This is a genomic window from Paraburkholderia sp. RL17-383-BIF-A (assembly GCF_046028015.1).
GTDB lineage: Bacteria > Pseudomonadota > Gammaproteobacteria > Burkholderiales > Burkholderiaceae > Paraburkholderia.
Genome location: NZ_JARESR010000032.1, coordinates 38141 through 59313, shown reverse-complemented (window position 1 = coordinate 59313; position 21173 = coordinate 38141). Strand labels below are relative to the sequence as shown.

The 21173-nt window shown below is 63.6% G+C and carries 18 protein-coding genes and 1 other RNA gene; 12 read left to right on the top strand and 7 right to left on the bottom strand.

All coding sequences use genetic code 11. The features are described from left to right. The first annotated feature begins 265 nt into the window (after positions 1 to 265). The 5 genes from ompA (at position 266) to P0D71_RS28585 (ending at position 3642) form a co-directional block, all read left to right on the top strand. Positions 266 to 913 (top strand): outer membrane protein OmpA, encoded by a 648-nt coding sequence (ompA, locus tag P0D71_RS28605; protein WP_028200089.1) that lies wholly within the window; start codon positions 266 to 268, stop codon positions 911 to 913. 194 nt (positions 914 to 1107) lie between these two features. Continuing rightward, complete coding sequence (ubiG, locus tag P0D71_RS28600) at positions 1108 to 1806, top strand: bifunctional 2-polyprenyl-6-hydroxyphenol methylase/3-demethylubiquinol 3-O-methyltransferase UbiG (RefSeq protein WP_408483199.1); 699 nt, start codon at positions 1108 to 1110, stop codon at positions 1804 to 1806. Between the two features lie 30 nt (positions 1807 to 1836). Continuing rightward, positions 1837 to 2550, top strand: coding sequence for a phosphoglycolate phosphatase (gene gph / locus P0D71_RS28595; protein WP_091800066.1), 714 nt, complete (start codon positions 1837 to 1839; stop codon positions 2548 to 2550). Positions 2551 to 2674: 124 nt separating this feature from the next. Next, positions 2675 to 3044: a transfer-messenger RNA gene (gene ssrA / locus P0D71_RS28590) on the top strand. 238 nt (positions 3045 to 3282) lie between these two features. Next, positions 3283 to 3642, top strand: a complete 360-nt coding sequence (locus tag P0D71_RS28585; protein ID WP_408185327.1) for a COG4315 family predicted lipoprotein — start codon at positions 3283 to 3285, stop codon at positions 3640 to 3642. A gap of 128 nt (positions 3643 to 3770) precedes the next feature. Here P0D71_RS28585 and P0D71_RS28580 read toward each other — a convergent pair whose 3' ends face one another. Both P0D71_RS28580 and P0D71_RS28575 read right to left on the bottom strand, forming a co-directional pair. Further along, positions 3771 to 4037, bottom strand: coding sequence for a hypothetical protein (locus tag P0D71_RS28580; RefSeq protein WP_091800024.1), 267 nt, complete (start codon positions 4035 to 4037; stop codon positions 3771 to 3773). Between the two features lie 108 nt (positions 4038 to 4145). Beyond that, a complete protein-coding gene (locus P0D71_RS28575) occupies positions 4146 to 5225 on the bottom strand; it encodes a substrate-binding domain-containing protein (RefSeq protein WP_091800021.1) in 1080 nt (359 codons plus the stop codon). 134 nt (positions 5226 to 5359) lie between these two features. On the opposite strand from P0D71_RS28575, the gene P0D71_RS28570 reads away from it, so the two are divergent. From P0D71_RS28570 to P0D71_RS28555, 4 genes are read left to right on the top strand one after another with little or no spacing between them, the layout of a single operon-like run. Then, positions 5360 to 5845, top strand: coding sequence for an NAD(P)H-dependent oxidoreductase subunit E (locus P0D71_RS28570; protein ID WP_408483198.1), 486 nt, complete (start codon positions 5360 to 5362; stop codon positions 5843 to 5845). Then, positions 5842 to 7407, top strand: a complete 1566-nt coding sequence (locus P0D71_RS28565; RefSeq protein WP_408483197.1) for a formate dehydrogenase beta subunit — start codon at positions 5842 to 5844, stop codon at positions 7405 to 7407. Before P0D71_RS28570 ends, P0D71_RS28565 begins: the two co-directional genes overlap by 4 nt. 15 nt (positions 7408 to 7422) lie before the next feature. Continuing rightward, positions 7423 to 10371 (top strand): formate dehydrogenase subunit alpha, encoded by a 2949-nt coding sequence (gene fdhF / locus P0D71_RS28560; RefSeq protein WP_091800013.1) that lies wholly within the window; start codon positions 7423 to 7425, stop codon positions 10369 to 10371. Between the two features lie 8 nt (positions 10372 to 10379). Beyond that, positions 10380 to 10631 (top strand): formate dehydrogenase subunit delta, encoded by a 252-nt coding sequence (locus P0D71_RS28555; RefSeq protein WP_091800010.1) that lies wholly within the window; start codon positions 10380 to 10382, stop codon positions 10629 to 10631. Between the two features lie 60 nt (positions 10632 to 10691). On the opposite strand, the gene P0D71_RS28550 is transcribed toward P0D71_RS28555, so the two are convergent. From P0D71_RS28550 to P0D71_RS28540, 3 genes are all read right to left on the bottom strand, one after another. Beyond that, positions 10692 to 12416, bottom strand: a complete 1725-nt coding sequence (locus P0D71_RS28550) for an FAD-dependent monooxygenase (protein WP_408483196.1) — start codon at positions 12414 to 12416, stop codon at positions 10692 to 10694. Positions 12417 to 12703: 287 nt separating this feature from the next. Then, positions 12704 to 13963: a cation diffusion facilitator family transporter gene (locus tag P0D71_RS28545; protein ID WP_408483195.1), complete on the bottom strand. Its 1260-nt coding sequence runs from the start codon at positions 13961 to 13963 to the stop codon at positions 12704 to 12706. Beyond that, positions 13960 to 14319, bottom strand: coding sequence for an ArsR/SmtB family transcription factor (locus tag P0D71_RS28540; RefSeq protein WP_408185334.1), 360 nt, complete (start codon positions 14317 to 14319; stop codon positions 13960 to 13962). The genes P0D71_RS28545 and P0D71_RS28540 overlap by 4 nt, the downstream gene beginning before the upstream one ends. 137 nt (positions 14320 to 14456) lie before the next feature. Here P0D71_RS28540 and P0D71_RS28535 point away from each other — a divergent pair, with 137 nt between their 5' ends. Further along, positions 14457 to 16304 carry a tetratricopeptide repeat protein gene (locus P0D71_RS28535; RefSeq protein WP_408483194.1) on the top strand — a complete coding sequence of 616 codons (1848 nt, stop codon included), beginning with the start codon at positions 14457 to 14459 and terminating at the stop codon, positions 16302 to 16304. A gap of 108 nt (positions 16305 to 16412) precedes the next feature. Here P0D71_RS28535 and P0D71_RS28530 read toward each other — a convergent pair whose 3' ends face one another. Further along, complete coding sequence (locus tag P0D71_RS28530) at positions 16413 to 17714, bottom strand: MFS transporter (RefSeq protein ID WP_408483193.1); 1302 nt, start codon at positions 17712 to 17714, stop codon at positions 16413 to 16415. 304 nt (positions 17715 to 18018) lie between these two features. Between P0D71_RS28530 and P0D71_RS28525 the strand changes: the two genes are divergently transcribed. Together P0D71_RS28525 and P0D71_RS28520 are read left to right on the top strand one after the other, a co-directional pair. After that, positions 18019 to 18555, top strand: a complete 537-nt coding sequence (locus tag P0D71_RS28525) for a GNAT family N-acetyltransferase (RefSeq protein WP_408296408.1) — start codon at positions 18019 to 18021, stop codon at positions 18553 to 18555. A 307-nt stretch (positions 18556 to 18862) separates the two neighbouring features. Next, positions 18863 to 20014 carry a hypothetical protein gene (locus tag P0D71_RS28520; protein ID WP_408483192.1) on the top strand — a complete coding sequence of 384 codons (1152 nt, stop codon included), beginning with the start codon at positions 18863 to 18865 and terminating at the stop codon, positions 20012 to 20014. Positions 20015 to 20094: 80 nt separating this feature from the next. Here P0D71_RS28520 and P0D71_RS28515 read toward each other — a convergent pair whose 3' ends face one another. Then, complete coding sequence (locus P0D71_RS28515) at positions 20095 to 20811, bottom strand: DUF2968 domain-containing protein (RefSeq protein WP_408483191.1); 717 nt, start codon at positions 20809 to 20811, stop codon at positions 20095 to 20097. Between the last annotated feature and the right edge of the window lie 362 nt (positions 20812 to 21173).

Genomic DNA, 21173 nt, shown 5'->3' with positions numbered 1-21173 from the left:
GCCATGACTGGCGGCCCCTCCGGGCGATTGCTTCTGTTGCGCATGCACCACAATTGGAGGGTGATTTGATGGGGGGCAGATTTTTTTATCGTTGGAAGGGAACGATATGGCAAAATGCCAACGCACAAAGAGTTAGACACTGCTCGAAGTCTACACAGCACGTTTTTTGTTCTACACCGATGTTATACTTCGAGCAATGTATGACTTGTCTTCGTCAACAGGCTCGCAGTAAACCTGCGGTAATCTCAATTTCGAGAGGAGAAATATGAATAAACTTTCAAAGCTCGCGTTCATTGCAGCTACCGCAGTTATGGCTGCATCCGCCATGGCGCAATCGGTGCCGGCGTCGCGACAAGCCACGAACGACAACTGGGTGAATGGTACCGGCGAATACGTGTGGATGAACGGCACGAACGAGCTTTGCTGGCGCGATGCATTCTGGACGCCGGCAACGGCCAACGCAAAGTGCGATGGCGCCCTGGTTGCCCAGGCTCCGACCCCGCCGGCTCCGGTCGCACCTGCACCGGCTATCACGAGCCAAAAGATTACGTATCAAGCTGACGCTCTGTTCGACTTCGACAAGGCAATCCTGAAGCCGGCCGGCAAGGAAAAGCTGGACGATCTGGCATCGAAGATCGGCGCGCTGAACCTGGAAGTCGTCGTCGCAACGGGTTACACGGACCGCATCGGTTCGGACAAGTACAACGACCGTCTGTCGCTGCGCCGCGCTCAAGCTGTGAAGGCATACCTGGTCAGCAAGGGCATCGAATCCAACCGTATCTATACGGAAGGCAAGGGCAAGCGCAACCCGGTCACGACCGGTTGCAACCAGAAGAACCACAAGCAACTCATCGCCTGCCTCGCACCGGATCGTCGCGTGGAAGTCGAAGTTGTCGGTACTTCGAAGCAATAAGCTGCGCGTTACCGCAGTATCAAAGCCCCGCTTCGGCGGGGCTTTTTTTATGTCCGGCCGCCTGCTCGCCTCCGTCTGCGCGCACCCGGCCGAACCTCGACGGGGCGGCATTTTGCCGCCTCGTCCCTCGACCTATATACTCCGGGTTTATCCTCGAGCGCCCGCTCACCGCTTTCTTCGAGGCAGCTTCCGCCATGACCAACGCCGATCCCCACGAACTGCAGAAATTTAGCGACCTTGCACATCGTTGGTGGGACCCGAATGCCGAATTCAAGCCGCTGCACGAGCTCAATCCGATCCGCCTGAGCTGGATCGATGCGCACGCGCATCTTGCCGGCAAAACCGTGCTCGATATCGGCTGTGGCGGCGGCATTTTGTCCGAGTCGATGGCCGGTCTGGGCGCGCACGTCAAGGGGATCGACCTGTCGACCCAGGCGTTGGGCGTGGCCGATCTTCACAGCCTTGAAAGCGGTGTAACCGTCGATTACGAAGAAATCGCCGCTGAGGCGCTCGCCGCCCGCGAACCGGGCAACTACGACGTCGTAACCTGCATGGAAATGCTGGAGCACGTGCCTCAGCCCGCCGCCATCGTCGAAGCGTGCAAGACGCTGGTGAAACCGGGCGGCTGGGTGTTCTTTTCCACGCTGAACCGCAACGTGAAGTCATACCTGTTCGCCGTGATCGGCGCCGAGTACATCGCGCGCATGCTGCCCAAGGGCACGCACGACTACGCGCGCTTCATTCGCCCGTCGGAGTTGGCGAGCTTCGTGCGCGCTGCCAACCTGCGCACGGCGGATATCAAAGGCATCGTCTATAACCCGCTCAGCAAGCATTTCACGCTGTCCGCCGACACGAGTGTGAACTACATGCTCGCCTGCCGGCGCGACGTCTGATCCGCCCCGACCTGCCGGACTTACGAATCAATGAGCGATCCCACACCCCTGCCCCAACGCGAAGACAACGAAGACGCACTCGGTCTTTGCATGGCTGTGCTGTTCGACCTCGACGGCACGCTAGCCGACACGGCGCCCGACCTCGCGGCCGCCGTCAACAAGATGCGCCACGATCGCGGGCTCGAGATGGTACCGCTCGAAGATCTGCGCCCACTGGCGTCTGCGGGCGCGCGCGGGCTGATCGGTGGGGCGTTCGGGATCGGCCCCGAACATCACGAGTTCGCGTCGCTGCGCGAGGAATTCCTCGCCAACTACGAAGCGGACCTGTGTATCGAGACCACGCTGTTTCCGGGCATTCCGGAAATTCTCGACGAACTCGACGCCCGTGGCGTGCTCTGGGGCATCGTCACCAACAAGGTTGCGAGGCTCACCGAACCGCTGATCGCGCAACTGGGACTGGAAGAGCGCGCCGGCTGCATCGTCAGCGGCGACACGACTCCCCACTCGAAACCGCACCCGGCGCCTTTGCTGCACGCCGCACGGGAACTGGACGTGGTGCCGGAACGCGTCGTCTACGTTGGCGACGATCTGCGCGACGTGCAGGCGGGTTTCGCCGCCGGCATGAGGACCATCGCGGCAGCGTACGGCTACTGCGGCAACGATATTCCGCCGACACAATGGCACGCGCAGCACGTTGTCCAATCGCCGGCTGAATTGCAGAGACTATTGCGCGACCTCGGCTGAAGCATGGCCGCCCGGCCCGGCCAAGCCCGGGCGCCATTGCGCGGGCCGCGTCAATGAGTCAGGACGTGGCCGTCAATCTATTGTAAAATCTACGCTGGCTCATCTATTTTGAGCAACGAACCGCGGGGGCGACCTGGTTTCGACAGGGGTTGCGAAGCGGCTAGGGCATGTCGAGGACCCGTCACCTCGTTAATCAATGGGAAAAACGTAACTGCAAACGACGATACGTTCGCACTGGCAGCCTAAGGGCCGCCGTCCTCTGCCTAGTTTACTGACGGGCTAGAGTCGCAAGACCGGTAGCAATACCGACAGAGGTCATATACGTCAGTTAAGCCTTGGTGGTGTCACGACATCCGGGTCGAAAATCTAGTGAATCGCCGTAGTGCAGCGTGTTCGTCCGCGTCGCTACGGTTAAATCAAATGACAGAACTAAACATGTAGAACTGGTCGTAGAGTGCTTCTGGACGCGGGTTCGATTCCCGCCGCCTCCACCAGAACACGTTTTAGGCAGTACATTCAAGTCTCACCGAAAACCCGTAAGCGGCCTGCTGCTTGCGGGTTTTTTGTTGCCCGCCGCGTCCATCCTGCTCGACTGGTTCGCCGCCCCTTGCCGCTCCCGCTCCCCATGCGAAGAAACGCTTGGAATAAACGCATCCGCTCGATCGTTTATTCCTCACGCGCGCGCACGCCGCGTTTCGCGCGAAACCAACACCAAGATCAGGAGCCGACATCATGCGCAAAACCCTTTTCTGCCTCGCCCTCCTCGCACTGCAACAAAGCGCGTTCGCCGAAGCGCCAAAAGTCGTCGACGGGCGTTTCGTCACGGCGGACGGCATGACGCTCTACACCTTCGACAAAGACACCACGCCCGGCGTGAGCACCTGCACTGGTGGCTGCCTGAACAATTGGCCGGCAGCCACGGCCAGCGCGTCGGACAAACCGTCCGGCGAGTGGACGCTAATTGCCGCCGCCGACGGCAAACACCAATGGGCGTACAAAGGGCACCCGCTCTATCGCTTCGCGGCGGACAAGCAGGCGGGAGATATGAAGGGAGACGGCTTCAAGGACATGTGGCACACGGCCAAACCCTGAGCGTCCGCCACAGGGTGAATGCAAAGGCAACGGCAACCGCAACGCCGGGCTAAACCTGAACCTGGAGACCCAGCGAAAGACGCCGGCAGAACGCCGGCGTTGCACAACCAACGGACTCGCGTATCCGCTTATTCGTCTTTAGGACACTGCAGATTGCAGCCATTCGGATCACCCATATCGCCGCGCTTGCGCATCGCCGATTTTTTACTGCTCTGATATTTGTCCGAGGGCGCCGACGCGGCAAACGGCATTTGCGGATGCTCGGCAAGACGAAACTGGTCTTGCAGGATACCGCCTGGAACACCCGGCGAATTCTGCGCAACAGCAACCGAAGCGGTGGCGAGCAGCACACCAGCCGTTGCCACGGCAGCACATGCGTGAAAAATAACGTTCATAGAGATCGGCGCGACATAACGCGCGGTTAAGGCGGAAGCGGAAGCTTAAAGAGTATCCCAAACGGACGCCATACGCAGCGCCGAACACAGCCTGATGTTTACGGCGGCTTACGCCACGGCTTCGCCGAGACCCTCTTCCAGTTCCACCACCCTGCCGCAGTCTTGCGGGTCATAGCCTTCGAGCTGATCGACGCTATGACGAAACGCGCTGCCGCGCAGCAGACCGATCACGGTCGCAAGCGGCGCACGCTCGAGGCGCGCGCGGTCGCAGGCAAAGTAATAGTCTTCGTCGACGACCGGGATGAAATCGAGGCCGAAGTGATGCGCTGCGGGCTCCACACCAAAGCCCACATCCGCCATGCCGCTCGCAACGAACGCCGCAATCGCCGAATGCGTGAGTTCGGCCGACGCATAACCATTCACCCGATCCGGATCCACCCCGACGTTGCGTAGTGCGAGATCCAGCAACATGCGCGTGCCGGAGCCGGGCTGCCGGTTGACGAAGCGAATGTCGTCGCGCGCCAGATCGCCCAGGCCCGTGATTCCGCGCGGATTGCCCTTGCTCAGAAAGAGCCCCTGTTTGCGTCGCGTGAGATGCACGAGCACGTGACGCTGCGGATCGAGCCAGCGCCGGTACGCATCGGCGCATGCCGCGCGAAACTCACCGCGCGGCACATGAAAGCCAGCCAGATCGCATTCGCCGCGCGCAAGCGCGCTCACCGCATCCGCGCTGTCGCGATACTTGATGTCGACCGGAAGATCGTTCGCGACCAGCGCCGTGACGAGTGCGGCCACGGCATAACCATGCGACGCGAAGATGCGCACGTCGTCGGCGGGCGGCGCGAGCCAGCGGTTCAGATCGCTCGCCACTTCGCTGGCAAGCGCCTGCATGTTGCCATCGAGCCTTTCGCCGCACAGACGCTGCGCACGCAATACGGCTTGCCCGAGTTCGGATAGCACCGAGCCGCGGCCTCGCTCCTTGGCGATCAGCGGACCGCCCAAACGCTCCTCGATGCTGCGCAGCAAACCCCACGCATGACGGTAGGACAAACCCTTAAGCGTCGCCGCCTGCGCGATGCTGCCGGACTCGTCCACCAGCGCGAGCAACGGCACGACGTCCGACAGGCTTGCCTCGCGGCCATCCGGGCCCTTCACCACCAACTGCGCCTGGCACTCGATTCTGATCATATATGCTTAACTCTTTCCTATTGCGCCAGCCGAATCAGCCGCCTATTGTTCGGCTATCCCATATCGAATATACGAAGCATAAGTGCACGCATTATGAATGACAAGTGCATATATGCCTTTGGAGGAGCCACCACTTGGACGATTCCATCGCCATCGCGCCGGATCAGCTCGTGCAGCGTCACGCGCAGCCGGGCAGATCGCTGCTAGCCGTCTTGCACGCGATTCAGGACGAACTCGGTTACGTACCGCCCGCTACGGTCGCGCCGCTCGCGCTCGCCATGAACCTGTCGCGCGCGGAAGTGCACGGCGTCATCACCTACTACCACCATTTCCGCACGCAGCCGGCCGCACAGGTCACGGTGCAACTGTGCCGCGCGGAAGCCTGCCGCAGCATGGGCACCGAAGCGCTGGCCCGGCATATCGAATCGCACACCGGCTGCCGCTTCGACGCCGAACATGAGCACGGCGCGACGGTGGAGCTGGAATCGGTGTATTGCCTCGGGCAATGCGCACTGTCGCCGGCACTCATGCTCAACGGCACCTTGCACGCCAAGGTCACGCCGCAAAAGTTCGACGCGATATTCGCGGCCGCCAACAAGTGCGTGGAGGTGACGGCATGACGCGCATCTACGTTCCCCGTGATTCGTCGGCACTGGCGCTCGGCGCCGACGCGCTCGCTCAGGCGATCGAAGCCGAAGCCGCGCGCCGCGGCGTCGAAGTCGAAATGGTTCGCAACGGTTCGCGCGGCCTGCTGTGGCTCGAACCGCTCGTCGAAGTTCAAACACCGGAAGGCCGCATCGGCTACGCGAATGTCGAAGCAGGCGACGTCGCCCCGCTGTTCGATGCAGGCCTACTCGAAGGCGGAGCGCACGCAAAGCAAGTCGGCGTAGTCGACGAGATCCCGTATCTGAAGAAGCAGCAGCGCCTGACGTTCGCGCGCATCGGCATCACCGACCCGCTTTCCATCGACGACTACGTCGCCCACGGCGGCCTCGAAGGCTTGCGCCAGGCTCTGCAGACCGACGGCGACGCCGCCTGCGAAGCATTGATCGAATCCGGCCTGCGCGGCCGCGGCGGCGCAGCCTTCCCGGCCGGCATCAAATGGCGCACGGTGCGCGGCGCGAAAGCGGCGCAAAAGTACATCGTCTGCAATGCGGACGAAGGCGATTCCGGCACCTTCTCCGATCGCCTCGTGATGGAAAGCGATCCGTACGTGCTGATCGAAGGGATGATCATCGCCGGTGTCGTGACAGGCGCGACGGTGGGCCATATTTACGTGCGCAGCGAGTATCCGCATTCGATCGCGACGCTCGAAGCCGCTATCGCCAAAGCACGCGCCGCCGGCTGGCTCGGCGATAGCGTGCTCGGCTCGACGGCGCATCGCTTCGAACTGTTCGTCGCGAAAGGCGCCGGCGCATACGTGTGCGGCGAGGAAACGGCGCTGCTCGAATCGCTCGAAGGCAAGCGCGGCATCGTGCGCGCCAAGCCGCCAGTGCCGGCGCTCGTCGGCCTTTTCGGCCAACCGACCGTGATCAACAACGTGATCACGCTCGCCACGGTGCCGATCATCTTCGCGCGCGGCGCGGCGTTCTACAAAGACTTCGGCATGGGCCGTTCGCGCGGCACGCTGCCGTTCCAGCTCGCGGGCAACGTCAAGCAAGGCGGCCTCGTCGAACTGGCGTTCGGTGTGACGCTGCGCGAATTGCTCTATGACTTCGGCGGCGGCACGGCGAGCGGCCGGCCCGCTCGCGCGGTGCAGGTGGGCGGCCCGCTCGGCACGTATCTGCCGGAAAGCCAGTGGGACATTCCCATGGACTACGAAGCGTATGCGGCAGTCGGCGCGGTCGTGGGCCACGGCGGCCTCGTCGTCCATGACGACACGTCGAATCTGGCCGAACTTGCGCAGTACGCCATGCACTTCTGCGCCCTCGAATCATGCGGCAAATGCACACCGTGCCGGATCGGCTCGACGCGCGGCGTCGAAGTGATTGGCCGGATTCGCAACGGCGATACGTCCACCCGGCAAGTGCAGTTGCTGCGCGATCTGTGCGACACGATGGTGTCCGGTTCGCTCTGCGCGATGGGCGGCATGACGCCATTCCCGGTGCTGTCCGCGCTCGATCATTTCCCCGAAGACTTCGGTCTCGCCAACGTGTCTGACCACGCGCCGAAAGCGGCCTGACCCAGGAGCCAAACCATGTCCGACGTGCTCAACTCTCCCACTGGCGGCTGCGGCTCAGGCAACTGCGCGTGTAAATCGCAAGCCCTGCAGCAGCGTGCGCCCCGTTCGTTCTTCGACGACACCGATTTCGGCACGCCCGAGCGGCACGCCGACATCGACGTCACGCTGGAAATCGACGGCCAGTCCGTCACCGTTCCCGCCGGCACCTCTGTGATGCGCGCGGCCGTCGAAGCGGGAGTCAACGTGCCGAAACTCTGCGCGACCGATTCGCTGGAGCCGTTCGGCTCGTGCCGTTTGTGTCTGGTGGAAATCGAAGGCAAGCGCGGTTATCCCGCTTCATGCACGACGCCGGTCGAAGCCGGCATGAAGGTCCGCACGCAAACCGATCGTTTGCAGTCGTTGCGCCGCAACGTGATGGAGTTGTACATCTCCGATCACCCGCTCGACTGCCTCACCTGCCCCGCCAACGGCGACTGCGAACTGCAGGACATGGCGGGCGTCACGGGCCTGCGCGAAGTGCGCTACGGCTTCGACGGCGCGAATCACCTGAAGGACAAGAAAGACGAGTCGAACCCGTACTTCACCTACGACCCGTCGAAATGCATCGTCTGTAATCGCTGCGTGCGCGCGTGCGAAGAAACGCAAGGCACGTTTGCGCTGACCATCGCCGGACGCGGTTTCGAGTCGCGCGTGGCCGCCAGCGAAGACGTGCCGTTCATGGAATCGGAATGCGTGTCGTGCGGCGCGTGCGTGGCCGCGTGCCCGACCGCGACCTTGCAGGAAAAGACCGTGATCATGCTGGGCCAGGCCGAACACTCGGTCGTCACCACGTGCGCGTATTGCGGCGTCGGCTGCTCGTTCAAGGCCGAGATGAAGGGCAACCAGGTCGTGCGGATGGTGCCGCACAAGAACGGCCAGGCCAACGAAGGCCACGCTTGCGTGAAGGGCCGTTTCGCGTGGGGCTACGCGACGCACAAGGACCGCATCACCAAGCCGATGATCCGCGCGAAGATCACCGATCCGTGGCGCGAAGTGAGTTGGGAAGAAGCGCTCACGTATGCGGCGTCGGAATTCCGCCGCATTCAGGCGAAGCATGGCCGCGATTCGATCGGCGGCATTACGTCGTCGCGTTGCACGAACGAAGAAACGTATCTGGTGCAAAAGCTCGTGCGCGCCGCGTTCGGCAACAACAACGTCGACACCTGCGCGCGGGTGTGCCATTCGCCGACCGGCTACGGGCTGAAAGCCACCCTCGGTGAATCGGCGGGCACGCAGACTTTTGCTTCCGTCGATAAAGCCGACGTGATCATGGTGATCGGCGCGAATCCGACCGACGGCCATCCGGTGTTCGGCTCGCGTCTGAAGCGCCGTGTGCGCGAAGGCGCGAAGCTGATCGTGGTGGACCCGCGGCGCATCGATATCGTCGACACGGCGCACGTGAAGGCGTCGCATCATCTGCAATTGCGGCCCGGCACCAACGTGGCCATCGTGAACGCGCTGGCGCATGTGATCGTCACCGAAGGCCTGCTCAACGATGCATTCGTCGCCGAGCGTTGCGAGACGCGCGCGTTCGAGCAATGGCGCGATTTCGTCGCGTTGCCGGAAAACGCGCCGGAAGCGACCGAAGCGGTGACCGGCGTACCGGCCCAATCCGTGCGCGAAGCCGCCCGCATCTATGCGACCGGCGGCAACGCCGCGATTTACTACGGCCTGGGCGTCACCGAACACGCGCAAGGTTCGACGATGGTGATGGGCATCGCCAACCTCGCCATGGCAACGGGCAACATCGGCCGCGAAGGTGTGGGCGTGAATCCGTTGCGCGGCCAGAACAACGTGCAGGGTTCCTGCGACATGGGCTCGTTCCCGCACGAACTGCCGGGCTATCGCCATATCAGCGACACGGTCACGCGCACGCTGTTCGAAGAGGCCTGGAACGTCACGCTGCAACCGGAACCCGGCCTGCGCATTCCGAACATGTTCGACGCTGCCGTGCACGGCAGCTTCAAGGGTCTGTATTGCCAGGGTGAAGACATCGTCCAGTCGGACCCGAATACGCATCACGTATCCGCAGCGCTGACGGCGATGGAATGCATCGTCGTGCAGGACATCTTCCTGAACGAGACCGCCAAGTATGCGCACGTGCTGCTGCCCGGTTCGTCGTTCCTCGAAAAGGATGGCACGTTCACCAACGCGGAGAGGCGCATCTCGCGCGTGCGCAAGGTCATGCCGCCGGTGCCGGGTTACGCCGACTGGGAAGTCACGGTCATGCTCGCACGCGCGCTCGGCTATGAAATGGACTACACGCATCCGTCGCAGATCATGGACGAGATCGCGCGTCTCACGCCGACTTTCCACGGCGTGTCGTACAAAAAGCTCGACGAACTCGGCAGCATTCAGTGGCCGTGCAACGAGAATGCGCCGGACGGTACGCCGACCATGCACATCGACACCTTCGTGCGCGGCAAGGGCAAGTTCGTGATTACGAAGTTCATCGCGACGCCCGAGAAAGTCACGCGCAAATTCCCGCTGCTGCTCACTACGGGCCGCATCCTGTCGCAGTACAACGTTGGCGCGCAAACGCGCCGCACCGAGAACTCGCGCTGGCACGACGAGGATCGACTGGAACTGCATCCGCACGACGCGGAAGAGCGCGGCATCAAAACCGGCGACTGGGTGGGCATCGAATCGCGCGCGGGGCAAACCGTGCTGCGCGCGAAGATAACCGAGCGCATGCAGCCGGGCGTCGTGTATACGACGTTCCACTTCCCCGAATCAGGCGCGAACGTGATCACCACCGATAGCTCGGACTGGGCGACCAACTGTCCGGAATACAAGGTGACCGCGGTGCAGGTGATGCCGGTCGAACAGCCGTCGCAATGGCAGAAAGACTACTCGCGCTTCAACACCGAACAGCTCGACCTGCTGAAGCAGCGTGAGCTGGCCAACGCGACATCGGGCAAGTGAGGACGGCCATGGACAATCAGAACCTGATCGACATGGCCAACCGGATCGGCGACTTTTTCGATTCGATGCCGGACCGCGAGGAAGCGCTCGCCGGCATCGCCGACCATATTCGCCGTTTCTGGGAGCCGCGCATGCGCCGCGCACTACTCGCGGAGCTCGATGAACCGGATGCGAGCGGTATCCCGATGTCGGGCATCGTCAGGGAAGCGCTCGTCAAACATCGCGCGCAACTGACGCCCGCCGCGCCCGCGACGGTGTAAGCCGCGCCGCGCTCGCGGCGCTCAACGTCCGAGCGACTCGCGCGACTCAGGCGGCCCGGCTCACAGGGCCGCCTGCTCCGGTATTTCCCCGCTCACCGCGAACCAGGCTTCGCAATGCCGCAGCAAACCGTGCAGATCGGAACCGGTGCGCCCGCGCGCGCTGATGTAGCCGTCCGGCCGCACCAGATAGAACGACGGCCGCGTTCGGCCATACGATTCGGACAGCGCCGGGCCGCCGTCGCCAGTGGTATCCGTGATGCGCCAGATGCGCACTCCGCCCGGCAGCAATCTCTCGACTTCCGCCGCCACGCGCTCCAGTTCCGGGTCGGGCGGCGGCGCATGCTTCGCCGCGGGATCGAGCGGTTTTTCGTCGACGGGCAACGGCGGCACCAGCAGGAACAGCGAGAAGAACGCCGGATCGTGCAGATCGAAAATGCAGCCCACGCCGGGCGCACGCCCCAGCGGTCCATCTACCACATGCACCAGCGCGTCCGGTGCGCGCTCGCCGGCGCGTGGTCCGCCGTCGAGTACACGTTCGAGCGTCAGCGGACTGCGCCGGTACTGGATCGACAACTCGCTGATGGTGAGGCGCGCGGCGTCGCGCAGCGGACCTAGCGCGGCAAGGACCGGCATCACCCGTTCGCGCAGCAGCTTCAGCGGTCCGTGATCGGCCTCCGCCATCTGCGTGATGAAACCGGTTTGCCGCAGCACGTCACGTTCGATCGGGTGACGTTCGAGGTGATAGGTATCGAGCAGGCGGTCCGGCGCCGCGCCTTTCAATACGCGCGCAAGTTTCCAGCCGAGGTTGAACGCTTCCTGAATGCCGGTGTTCATGCCCTGCGCGCCGGCCGGGCTATGCACGTGCGCGGCGTCGCCCGCGAGGAAGATGCGGCCGACGCGCAGCCGATCCACCATGCGGCTATTCACATGGAAATACGAAGACCACGCCAGATCCGACACGTCGACCCGCTCGCGCACGCGCCGGGCGATCAACGCCTTGCATGCCGCGAGCGACGGCGACGGCACGCTGTTCAGCGGCGGCTCGCCCAACACCGCGGGCGTCTCGGTCGGGGCGACGGCGGCAGGCTCGATCGCATGATCCGCGATCAGACGATGCCGGCCGTGGCCCATCGGAAACAGCGCGACCAGGCCTTCGCCTGACGCGAAGATATGAAACTCGTCTTCGGGCCAATCGGTTTCGGCGTGCAGGTCGGCGAGCAGGAAAGTCTGCTCCAGGGTCTTGCCCTCGAAACTCAAACCCAGCCGGTGACGGATCGCGCTATGCGCGCCGTCTGCGGCGATCATGTACGACGGGCGCATCGTCTCCGTGTGACCGTCCGCGCGGCGCAATGTCGCCTGAAGGCTGGCGGCGCCCTGCGCGAACATCGTCAGTTCGACGCCGCGCTCGACCGTCACGCCGAATGTGGCGAGATGCTCAGTCAGCAGACGCTCGGTCACGAACTGATCGAGAAACAGCAGATACGGATAACGTGTATGCAGCGGATCGAAATCGAGCTGCGCGAGACGCATGCCGTTCGAAAACAGATTGGCGATGCGCGCGCGATGGCCGAGCTCGAGAAACGGCTCGACCAGCCGATGCTGCTCGAGCAATTCGAGCGTGCGCGCCTGAATGCCGATGGCCCGCGAATACGGGTTCGGTTGCATGGCCTTGTCGATCACACGCACGGGGATGTGGGCACGCGCCAGACTCATCGCTGCGGCGAGTCCAGTCGGACCCGCCCCGACGATCAGCACCGGCGACGCATCGTTTGCGGCAGCGTCCATGCGGAACTCCGGAGACAACAATGCGTTCTAGTGTACGCCGCCAGGAAGTCCGCTAGGGGCGCGACGATCGCCTGCTCAACAACGGTTGCGGTGCATCAATCGCGCAGCGAGCATGGGTTCGGCGTGACGGCGGTGACTGCTTCCTGCTTCCTGCTTCCTGCTTCCTGCTTCCTGCTTCCTGCGCTCTGCTTCCTGCTTCCTGCGCTCTGCTTCCTGCTTCCTGCGCTCTGCTTCTTGCTTTCAGCGCTCTGCCCGTGCCGTGACCTCGCAACGCGTTCCTGTCAGCCTCAATGCGCGTGCGGCGCATGATCCATCGCGCAGCGATGCTGCGTCGTACCAAGATCCACTTGCAGCGTCGCATGGTGCATCGAAAAACGTTCGCGCAGCGTGAGAACGATGCCGTCGAGCGATTCGTCGCCCGGATGGCCCGCCGGCATCACCAAGTGCGCGCTGAGCGCGTTGCCGGTCGTGGACAGCGCCCACACGTGCAGATCGTGAACGTCGACGACGCCCGGCTGCCCCGCCAGATAGTCGCGGATGCCTTGCAGATCGACGCCGGGCGGCACGGCGTCGAGCGCAAGGCGCACCGAATCGCGCAGCAGGCTCCAGGTGCCGGCCACCACGACCGCCACCACGAGCAGGCTCATCACCGGGTCGAGCCACGTCCAGTTGGTATAGAGAATCACGAGGCCGCTCACGGCGACCGCCGCCGAGATACCGGCATCCGCCGCCATGTGCAGGAACGCGCCGCGGATGTTCAGGTCATCCTGCTGCCCGCGCATGAAAAGCCACGCGGATATTCCGTTGATGACCACGCCGCCCATCGCCACGACGAACACGGCGAGCCCCGCCACCGGCGCCGGATTGATCAGACGCCCGATGGCTTCCGCGACGATCACGCCGCACGCGAACAGCAGCAGCCCGGCGTTGACGAGCGAGGCCAGGATCGACGAGCTGCCATAACCGAACGTGTAGCGCGCCGACGGCCTGCGCGTGGCGAGCCAGGCGGCGCCCCACGCGAGCAGCAGACCGAGGACATCGGAGAGGTTGTGGCCGGCGTCGGCGAGCAGCGCGGTGGAATGGGCGAGCACGCCATAGACCGTCTGGGCCACCACGATCGCGATGTTGAGCACGACCGCCAGGGCGAACGCGCGGCCGTGACCGGCAACCGGAGCGTGAGCGTGGTGGTGGCCGGCGTGGCCGTGACTGTGGGAATGGCTGGCGGGACCGTGGTTGCCGTGGTTGCCGTGGTTGCCGTGGTTGCCGTGGTTGCCGTGGTTGCCGTGGTTGCCGTGGTTGCCGTGGTTGCCGTGGTTGCCGTGGTTGCCGTGGCTATCGTGGCTATCGTGGCTACCGTGCTCGCCACGCTCATGCGCTTCGCTCCCTTGCCCGCTTCCCGCCCAGTCAAGTTCTGACCTGGTGTGCGCGGCGCGCGGCGCTCCGCCATCAGACTGAACGCCCTTGCTGTCGCTCACATCGAGCGGCGTAGACGCGTGCGCGTCCTCTTGATCCGCCGCAGTTCCGTTCAGGGTTTCGGGTTTCTTCATGACTGATCCAGAGAATCATTGCCGGCCGGTTCGGCCACGTGTTCGAGCATCCCGGCCAGCATCGCGCTGATATGGCGATCGGCGGCGAGGTAGAAGACCTGCTTACCCTGCCGCTGCGCACGCACGATTCGCGCCGCACGCAGCAACCGCAAATGATGGCTCACCAGCGAAGACGACAAACCCAGCGCCTCGGCGATCGCCCCGACGGCGCGCCGCTCGTCGAGACACGCCAGCACGATGCGCAACCGCGTGGGGTCGCCGAGCAGGCGAAACAGGTCGGCCAGCGGCACGATGGTATCGGCCGGGCGATCGTCGATGGCGGTAAGCGAAGTGGATGCAGCGAGGGAAGAAGCCATGACGGACGGCGGCTCGGCACCACATATGAACATGTGCTCACACATTATAGATACCGGGACAACCGGTCAAATCGGAGCGCGCTCTGGCGAGTGTGGGAAAATGCGGCCTCTGCCTCACCCGAATGCCATCCCCCGTCATGCAACCTGTATTTGACCGCGCTTTCGCGGCGCATCGTGACGGCCGCCTCGAAGACGCCGAACGCGGCTACCGCGCGACGCTCGACGGCAACCCCGCGCACGTCGATGCGTTGCACCTGCTGGGCGTTCTGCGCCACCAGCAGGGTCAGCACGCCGAAGCCGCCGAACTCGTCCGGCGCGCCGTGAACCTGCGCCCGGAAGACGCCACGCTGCAGCTGAATCTGGGCAACGCGCTAAAGGCGCTCGGCCAGATCGACGACGCGATCGAACAGTTCCGCAACGCGCTGACGCTCGCGCCGTCGTTCCCCATGGCGCACTACAACCTGGGCAACGCCTACGCCGCGGCGGGCCGTCACGAAGACGCCGCCGACGCGTTCGAAAAATCGTTGCGCCTGCAACCGAACGACGCCTCGTCGCACAACAACCTCGGCAACGCGCTGCACGCGCTCGGGCGTCACACGGAAGCCATCGCCGCGTTCAGGCGCACGCTGGAGCTGCGTCCTGGCCACGCCGGCGCGCTCAACAACATGGGCATGTCGCTGAACGCGCTCGGACGCGCGGCAGAGGCGATCCCGTGTTTCCAGACGGCGCTGACGGCCGAGCCGCGCTTCGTCGCCGCGCACTTCAACCTCGCCAATACCTTCGACGCCACCGGCCGCCATGCGGAAGCGGTCGAATCGTTCCGCGCGGCGCTGACCTTGCAGCCGAACCTGCCGCCGGCCATTTTCGGCATGGGCAATGCGCTCGCGGCATTGGGACGCCATGCGCAGGCGCTACCCTACCTCGAGCGCGCGGTCGGTCTCGATCCGCAATTCGCGCTAGCGTGGCTGAGTCTCGGCACCGCGCACCAGGCGCTGGGCGCGCATGGTCCCGCCGTGCGCGCTTTCGATCAGGCGCTGCGCCTGCGCCCCGACCTCGCCTCCGCGCACATGAACCGCGCGCTCGCATGGCTCGCGATGCGCGATTTCGCGCGCGGACTGCCGGAATACGAGTGGCGTCTGCAAACCATGGCGCAGCCGGATATCCAGACGCTGCCGCGCTGGCACGGCGAGCCGATCGCGCAGCATACGTTGCTGGTCCATGCCGAGCAGGGGTTCGGCGACACGCTGCAATTCGTGCGCTTCGTCCCGCTCGCCACGCAGCGCGCGGCGCGCGTCATACTCGAAGTGCAACCGCAACTGCTGCCGTTGCTGGCGCCTGCCGCGCAAGCCTGGCGCGTGACGCTGATCGCTCAGGGCACGCCACGACCCGCCGCCGATCTGCAATGTCCGCTGCTGAGCCTGCCGCTCGCACTCGGCACCACCTACGACACTATTCCCGCCCGCACGCCTTACCTCAGCGTGCCGCCCGCCTACAGCCGCAAATGGCGCGGCTCGCTCGGCGGTCAGGCAAAACGCAAGATCGGCATCGTGTGGTCGGGCCGCGTCCAGCAGAATGAAACACGTTCGATGCCGCTCGCCGCGCTCGATCCGCTGTTCGCGCTCGAAGGCATCGACTGGATCGTGCTGCAACCGGAGTTGAGCGCCGACGAGCGCGTGGCGCTCGACGCGCATCCGCGCGCGGCGTCGATTCATCGCTTCGACAAACGCATCGGCGACTTCGCGGATACCGCTGCGATCATCGAACGGCTCGACGCGGTGGTGTCGATCGATACCTCCATCGCGCATCTGGCCGGTGCGCTGCGCAAGCCGCTCTGGTTGATGCTGCCGTTCGCGGCAGACTGGCGCTGGTTCGCCGGCGAGGCGCGCAGCCCCTGGTATCCCGGCGCGACACTGGTGCGTCAGCCGCAACCTGGTGCGTGGAGCGAAGTTGTCGAAACCGTGGCGAACGAATTGCGCAAGCAGTAACGGGACGCCGTGCGGTGAACACGGCGTAGCCGCTGTGCCAAAAACAAAAACCCCGCGTTCTCACGAACGCGGGGTTTTTTTTGACCCATGAACGGTGACCGCCGAAGCTCAGGCCGTCCGATACTGATCGCGCGATTCCGGCGTGCGGTACAGCACCAGCGTCGCAATCAACCCGCAAATCGCCGCCAGACCCAGGAACAGTCCCGGCGCAGCCTTGTTGCCGGTGGTGTGAATCAGCAGCGTCGAGATAGCCGGCGTGAAGCCGCCGATCGTCGTGGCGAGGCTGTAGGCGAGCGAGAAACCGGCCGTCCGCACTTCGACCGGCATGACTTCGGTCAGCGCCACGACCATCGCGCCGTTGTAGCTGCCGTACAGGAACGACAGCCACAGTTCGACGGCCAGCAAACGCGCGAACGAAGGATCCGCCACCAGCCATTGCAGAGCCGGATACGCGGTAATGATGGTCAGAATCGTGAAGGCCAGCAGCACCGGACGGCGGCCGATACGGTCCGACAGCGCACCCGCGAGCGGCAGCCAGATCAGATTCGACAGACCGATACAGACCGTGACGATCAGCGTGTCGATCGAGGACAGTTTCAGCACTTCCTTGCCGAAAGTCGGCGTGTACGCCGTGATCATGTAGAACGACACGGTGGTCATGATCACCATGCCCATGCCGCCCAGCACGATGCCCCAGTTCGCGGCCATCGTCTTCATGATCTCGCCCATCTTCGGGTGATGCTTGCGTGCCTTGAATTCCTCGGTTTCCTGCAGCGAACGGCGGATCAGGAACAGGAACGGCACGATCAGGCAGCCGATCAGAAACGGCACGCGCCATCCCCAGGCGCTCATCTGGTCGGCCGGCAGCATCTTGTTCAGGAACACGCCAATCAGCGCGGCGAACACCACGGCAACCTGCTGGCTGCCCGACTGCCACGCGCAATAGAAGCCCTTGTTGCCCTTGGTGGCGATCTCCGACAGATACACGGACACGCCGCCGAGTTCGACCCCGGCGGAAAAGCCTTGCAACAGTCGGCCTAACAGAACAAGCACCGGCGCCAGCACGCCGATCGTCGCGTAACCTGGAATCGACGCCACCGTGAGCGTGCCGAGCGCCATCAGGCCGAGCGTGAGGATCAGGCCTTTGCGCCGGCCGTGATGGTCGATGTAGGCGCCGAGGACGATCGCACCGAGCGGCCGCATCAGGAAGCCCGCGCCGAACACCGACAGCGACAGCATCAACGAGGCGAATTCGTTGCCGCTCGGGAAATAGGTCTTGGCGATCGCCGAAGCGTAATAGCCATAGACCATGAAATCGTACATCTCAAGAAAGTTGCCGCTGACTACGCGGAATACTGTCTTGACCTTGGATTCTTCCGCTGAGGAAGTAGCGTGTGACGCAGTAGACATGACATTCTCTGATGAGCCTGCTGCCACGAAAGAGACAGTGGCGGCCAGGCAGTTGAAACGATCCACTGCGCTCGGCAAGCGGATGCCGCGCACGGATAGAAAGAACGCGCCGGGGGCGCTGCATTTTCATGCGGAACGGATTCCCATGGTATCCGGGTAAACGTTGTGAATCATGCAGCGCTCGCTCCACGTAATGTTACCGTTGATAAAGCTGTCGCGTAATGCATACAGTTTCATTACACATGGTGTCACCTGTGGTCGCGGTAACATTTTTGCAGTCAGGCATTTCCGTTGAGCACTACCGATGCGAACCACCCCCGCTCTTTCACTGCGCCCCGCGACGCTCGCGGATGCCGCGCTCATTGCTTCGATCCACAGCAGCAGTTGGCAGGCCACTTATCGCGGCCTGCTGCCCGAAGCCTTTCTCGACGGCGAAGTCACGCAGGAGCGCGCCGCGTACTGGGAGGCTCGTCTCAGCGCGCCCGGCGGCGAACGGCGCATCGTGCTGATCGCCGAACTCGCTGGCGAGGCGGCCGGGTTTGTGTGCGTTGAACGTCAACCGGAGTCCAGTTGGGGCGTGCTGCTCGATAACCTGCACGCGCGGCCGGCCTACCAGGGTATCGGAGTCGGCAAGCTGCTGATGCGAGCCGCCGAAGACTGGGCTCGCGCGCAAGGCGAGGCGCAACTCTATCTGTACGTGCTTCAGGGGAATACGCCGGCGATCGGTTTCTACGAACGGCAAGGCTGGCAATTTGCCGGCGCCGAACCGGATCATATGGGCGGCGTGGACATTACCGCGTTGCGCTACATATACAGACTCGACCGCAGACTCGACCGGTAGAGGCGCTGCGGCGCACTTGTTCGTTATCCCAGGTTTTCCCGATCATGGAGGTACCGGCACCTCATTTCGGAACCGTCCGATCGCCAGGTCGGCTGCTTCCTGGCATCATCCTCCGCACTCCGATGGCTTCATAGCGACACGTCCCTGTGCCCCGTTTGCTCGTCGCGAGCACGGCGCCGGCGCCTCGCGTCGACGCACGCCGTGCCGTGTAGGGATGGCGTTCACGCGCATCGCACCGAGGCCCGAGTCCCCGCAGACCACGGGATCGCCGATCGGCGCTCCCCTTACGAGGCGCTGGAAAAGACCGATGTCCACCATTCCGTTCACCCCGATCGAAGGCTATCTGGCGCTGCCGCGCGTTCGCCCGCTGGTTCATGTGCCAGCGCCATTCGGCCGGGACTGGGCGCTGCTTCCGCCGGGCTACAGTCTGCGGGCTGAACTCAAGGCGCTCTACGCGGCCATGCTGCGCACGTTCTGCCTGAGCGATCAGGCCATTCGTTCGCTTTGCCGATGGTCGCCGCTGGGTGAACAACGCGTGATCGCACCTGCGCACGAGCCTCGGTCTGCCGCGATAGCGGCACAGGCACCGAGCTTTGACGCATCGCCCGAGACAGCCATGCACGCGGCCGATGCAACGCCCGTCATTGAGTCCATTGTCCGGCCCGCGTATGGAACCAGGGCGCGTGGGTATGGCAACCCTTGGGGCGCTTTAGCGGGCGGCGCCTGCGTGATCGGCGGCGCTGCGGTGCTGGCGTGGGTCGGGTTCGATCATCTCGCGCATCGTCAAATGGCCGCTCCTGTCGCCGACAGGGCATCGGGTCATCGGGACTCGCAGTCAGCAGACCTTCAGACGCCCGCCACGGTTACTGGTCGCGCGGTCGATACCGGTGCGTTGCGCGTACCTGCCGCGTCTGCCGCACTTGCGGCGTCTGCGCCAGAGCGCTCACGCGTACAGCCAACATTCGCGCCTGCGTCCAGCCTTTCGGCGGCAACGGTGTCTACAACGGCTTCGGCCCAGGTTCAGACTCGGGCACTGCCTTCCGCTCAGGCGCGTATCTCCGCGGATATAGCAGGATCACCTCGTCACAACCGCCTTCGCGAGAAGGTCGTCACACTGCAGGAACAAAACCGCCAGCACAGCGCACGGTTTGTCACCGCCAACCCAGCGCGACACGCGGCAGCAGTTGCCGCTAACCTGCCGCGCATCGCAGTCCCAAGGCTGGCGGCAAGTTTGCCGCCAAAGCCATCCGCTGCGGGCGCTTATTCACCTCCAGCACCGACTCGACTCGGCGTCGACGAATACGCGGGCGTGATCATGTCCGCAGCAACGCATCCGCGCCAGATGGCGCTGCCGCACGCCAGCTCAGCGACCAATGCGTCCGGCACCAGTGAAACGGAGTGGATAACCCGCCTGTCGCAGCGGCGTGTGACCGAGGTTCCCGACCAATTCGCGAAATAGGCACGACACGAATCGCAGCAGCTTGAAACAAAAAAGCCCGGCCATTTCGCGAATGGCCGGGCTTACTTACATTCATGCGTCTACTTCTGAATCGGCAATCCCATCTCGGTTTGCCGCTGCAGTTGCATCACTTCGCCTTGCACCTGGCGCAACTGCGCCTGCGCCCTTTCCTTCTCCGCGTGCAGCGCGGCCGCTTCGCCTTGCGTCTGACGCTGATAGTCGTTGACCTTGGCTTGCTGCGTGCGAGCCACGTCGAGATCGGCTTGCAGACGCTTGGCGCGATCTTCCGATAACGCAATGATGTCTTCGATATACGCCTTCTGCGCCTGCAACTGCGTGCGACGAATCTCGACATCGGCGAGTTGCGCGGTCTGCTGGGCAAAGCCCGCATAGACCGCTTCCGCGCGCGCGGCGTCTTCGGACTTGAGCACGCGCCAGAAATGTTTGTCCTGGAACAACGCAACGTAGTACGTCATTTCCTGCGGATAGAAAAACAGACTGGCGCCGTAACTGCCGTTATACGTGGTGCGCAGTTCGCTTAGCTTTGCGTCGTGAATCATCTGCATGAGCTCGGCGACATTGCCTTGCGCAACGCCCGCCGCAGCCGGTGAGGCTGACGCCGTGTTGCGCAGCGCGTCAGCCGCGGGCTGCGGCGTCAGGGTGTTGATGGCGGGCCTCGTGCCGGCCATCGGCGCGGCCTCGCCGCCTTGCGCTGCCAGTACGAGACCGCCCTGCTGCAACAGCGCACACGAAGTCGCGAGCAGCATGGCGCGCCGTACAATTAAGGGGTACTTCATACGTGCATGCTCCATGCGAATCCAAATCAGCCGCAGATTATCGCGCGGATTGGTCCGTAAACGAAGCATTCAAATGTCGCGCGGACCGACTTTAAATCGAGATAAATGGCTGCCTAAGAATTTAGCCAAATCGCTTCAGCAATCTCGAAACAAACAAATTCGGATAAGCCGAAAAAGGAAGGTTCAGCCTCGCTTGGACAAGCCTGAACTTACGCCTGGTTGGTGCAAAACCAGCAGTGAACGGACTCGAAACAGGAGGATAGAGTGCCGGCCATGAGAAACACGCACTCCTGATTATCTGTCTCGACAACGAGACACCCGCAATTCAAAACATGCCGTTGATCTCGGCAGAGCGCGCGGCG

Coding starts and splice junctions, on each gene's coding strand:
- P0D71_RS28525 (WP_408296408.1), top strand. CDS start 18,019: ATGCGAACCACCCCCGCTCTTTCACTGCGCCCCGCGACGCTCGCGGAT.
- P0D71_RS28515 (WP_408483191.1), bottom strand. CDS start 20,811: ATGAAGTACCCCTTAATTGTACGGCGCGCCATGCTGCTCGCGACTTCG.
- ubiG (WP_408483199.1), top strand. CDS start 1,108: ATGACCAACGCCGATCCCCACGAACTGCAGAAATTTAGCGACCTTGCA.
- P0D71_RS28575 (WP_091800021.1), bottom strand. CDS start 5,225: ATGATCAGAATCGAGTGCCAGGCGCAGTTGGTGGTGAAGGGCCCGGAT.
- gph (WP_091800066.1), top strand. CDS start 1,837: ATGAGCGATCCCACACCCCTGCCCCAACGCGAAGACAACGAAGACGCA.
- P0D71_RS28520 (WP_408483192.1), top strand. CDS start 18,863: ATGTCCACCATTCCGTTCACCCCGATCGAAGGCTATCTGGCGCTGCCG.
- P0D71_RS28535 (WP_408483194.1), top strand. CDS start 14,457: ATGCAACCTGTATTTGACCGCGCTTTCGCGGCGCATCGTGACGGCCGC.
- P0D71_RS28585 (WP_408185327.1), top strand. CDS start 3,283: ATGCGCAAAACCCTTTTCTGCCTCGCCCTCCTCGCACTGCAACAAAGC.
- P0D71_RS28550 (WP_408483196.1), bottom strand. CDS start 12,416: ATGGACGCTGCCGCAAACGATGCGTCGCCGGTGCTGATCGTCGGGGCG.
- ompA (WP_028200089.1), top strand. CDS start 266: ATGAATAAACTTTCAAAGCTCGCGTTCATTGCAGCTACCGCAGTTATG.
- P0D71_RS28565 (WP_408483197.1), top strand. CDS start 5,842: ATGACGCGCATCTACGTTCCCCGTGATTCGTCGGCACTGGCGCTCGGC.
- P0D71_RS28540 (WP_408185334.1), bottom strand. CDS start 14,319: ATGGCTTCTTCCCTCGCTGCATCCACTTCGCTTACCGCCATCGACGAT.
- P0D71_RS28530 (WP_408483193.1), bottom strand. CDS start 17,714: ATGTCTACTGCGTCACACGCTACTTCCTCAGCGGAAGAATCCAAGGTC.
- fdhF (WP_091800013.1), top strand. CDS start 7,423: ATGTCCGACGTGCTCAACTCTCCCACTGGCGGCTGCGGCTCAGGCAAC.
- P0D71_RS28555 (WP_091800010.1), top strand. CDS start 10,380: ATGGACAATCAGAACCTGATCGACATGGCCAACCGGATCGGCGACTTT.
- P0D71_RS28545 (WP_408483195.1), bottom strand. CDS start 13,963: ATGAAGAAACCCGAAACCCTGAACGGAACTGCGGCGGATCAAGAGGAC.
- P0D71_RS28580 (WP_091800024.1), bottom strand. CDS start 4,037: ATGAACGTTATTTTTCACGCATGTGCTGCCGTGGCAACGGCTGGTGTG.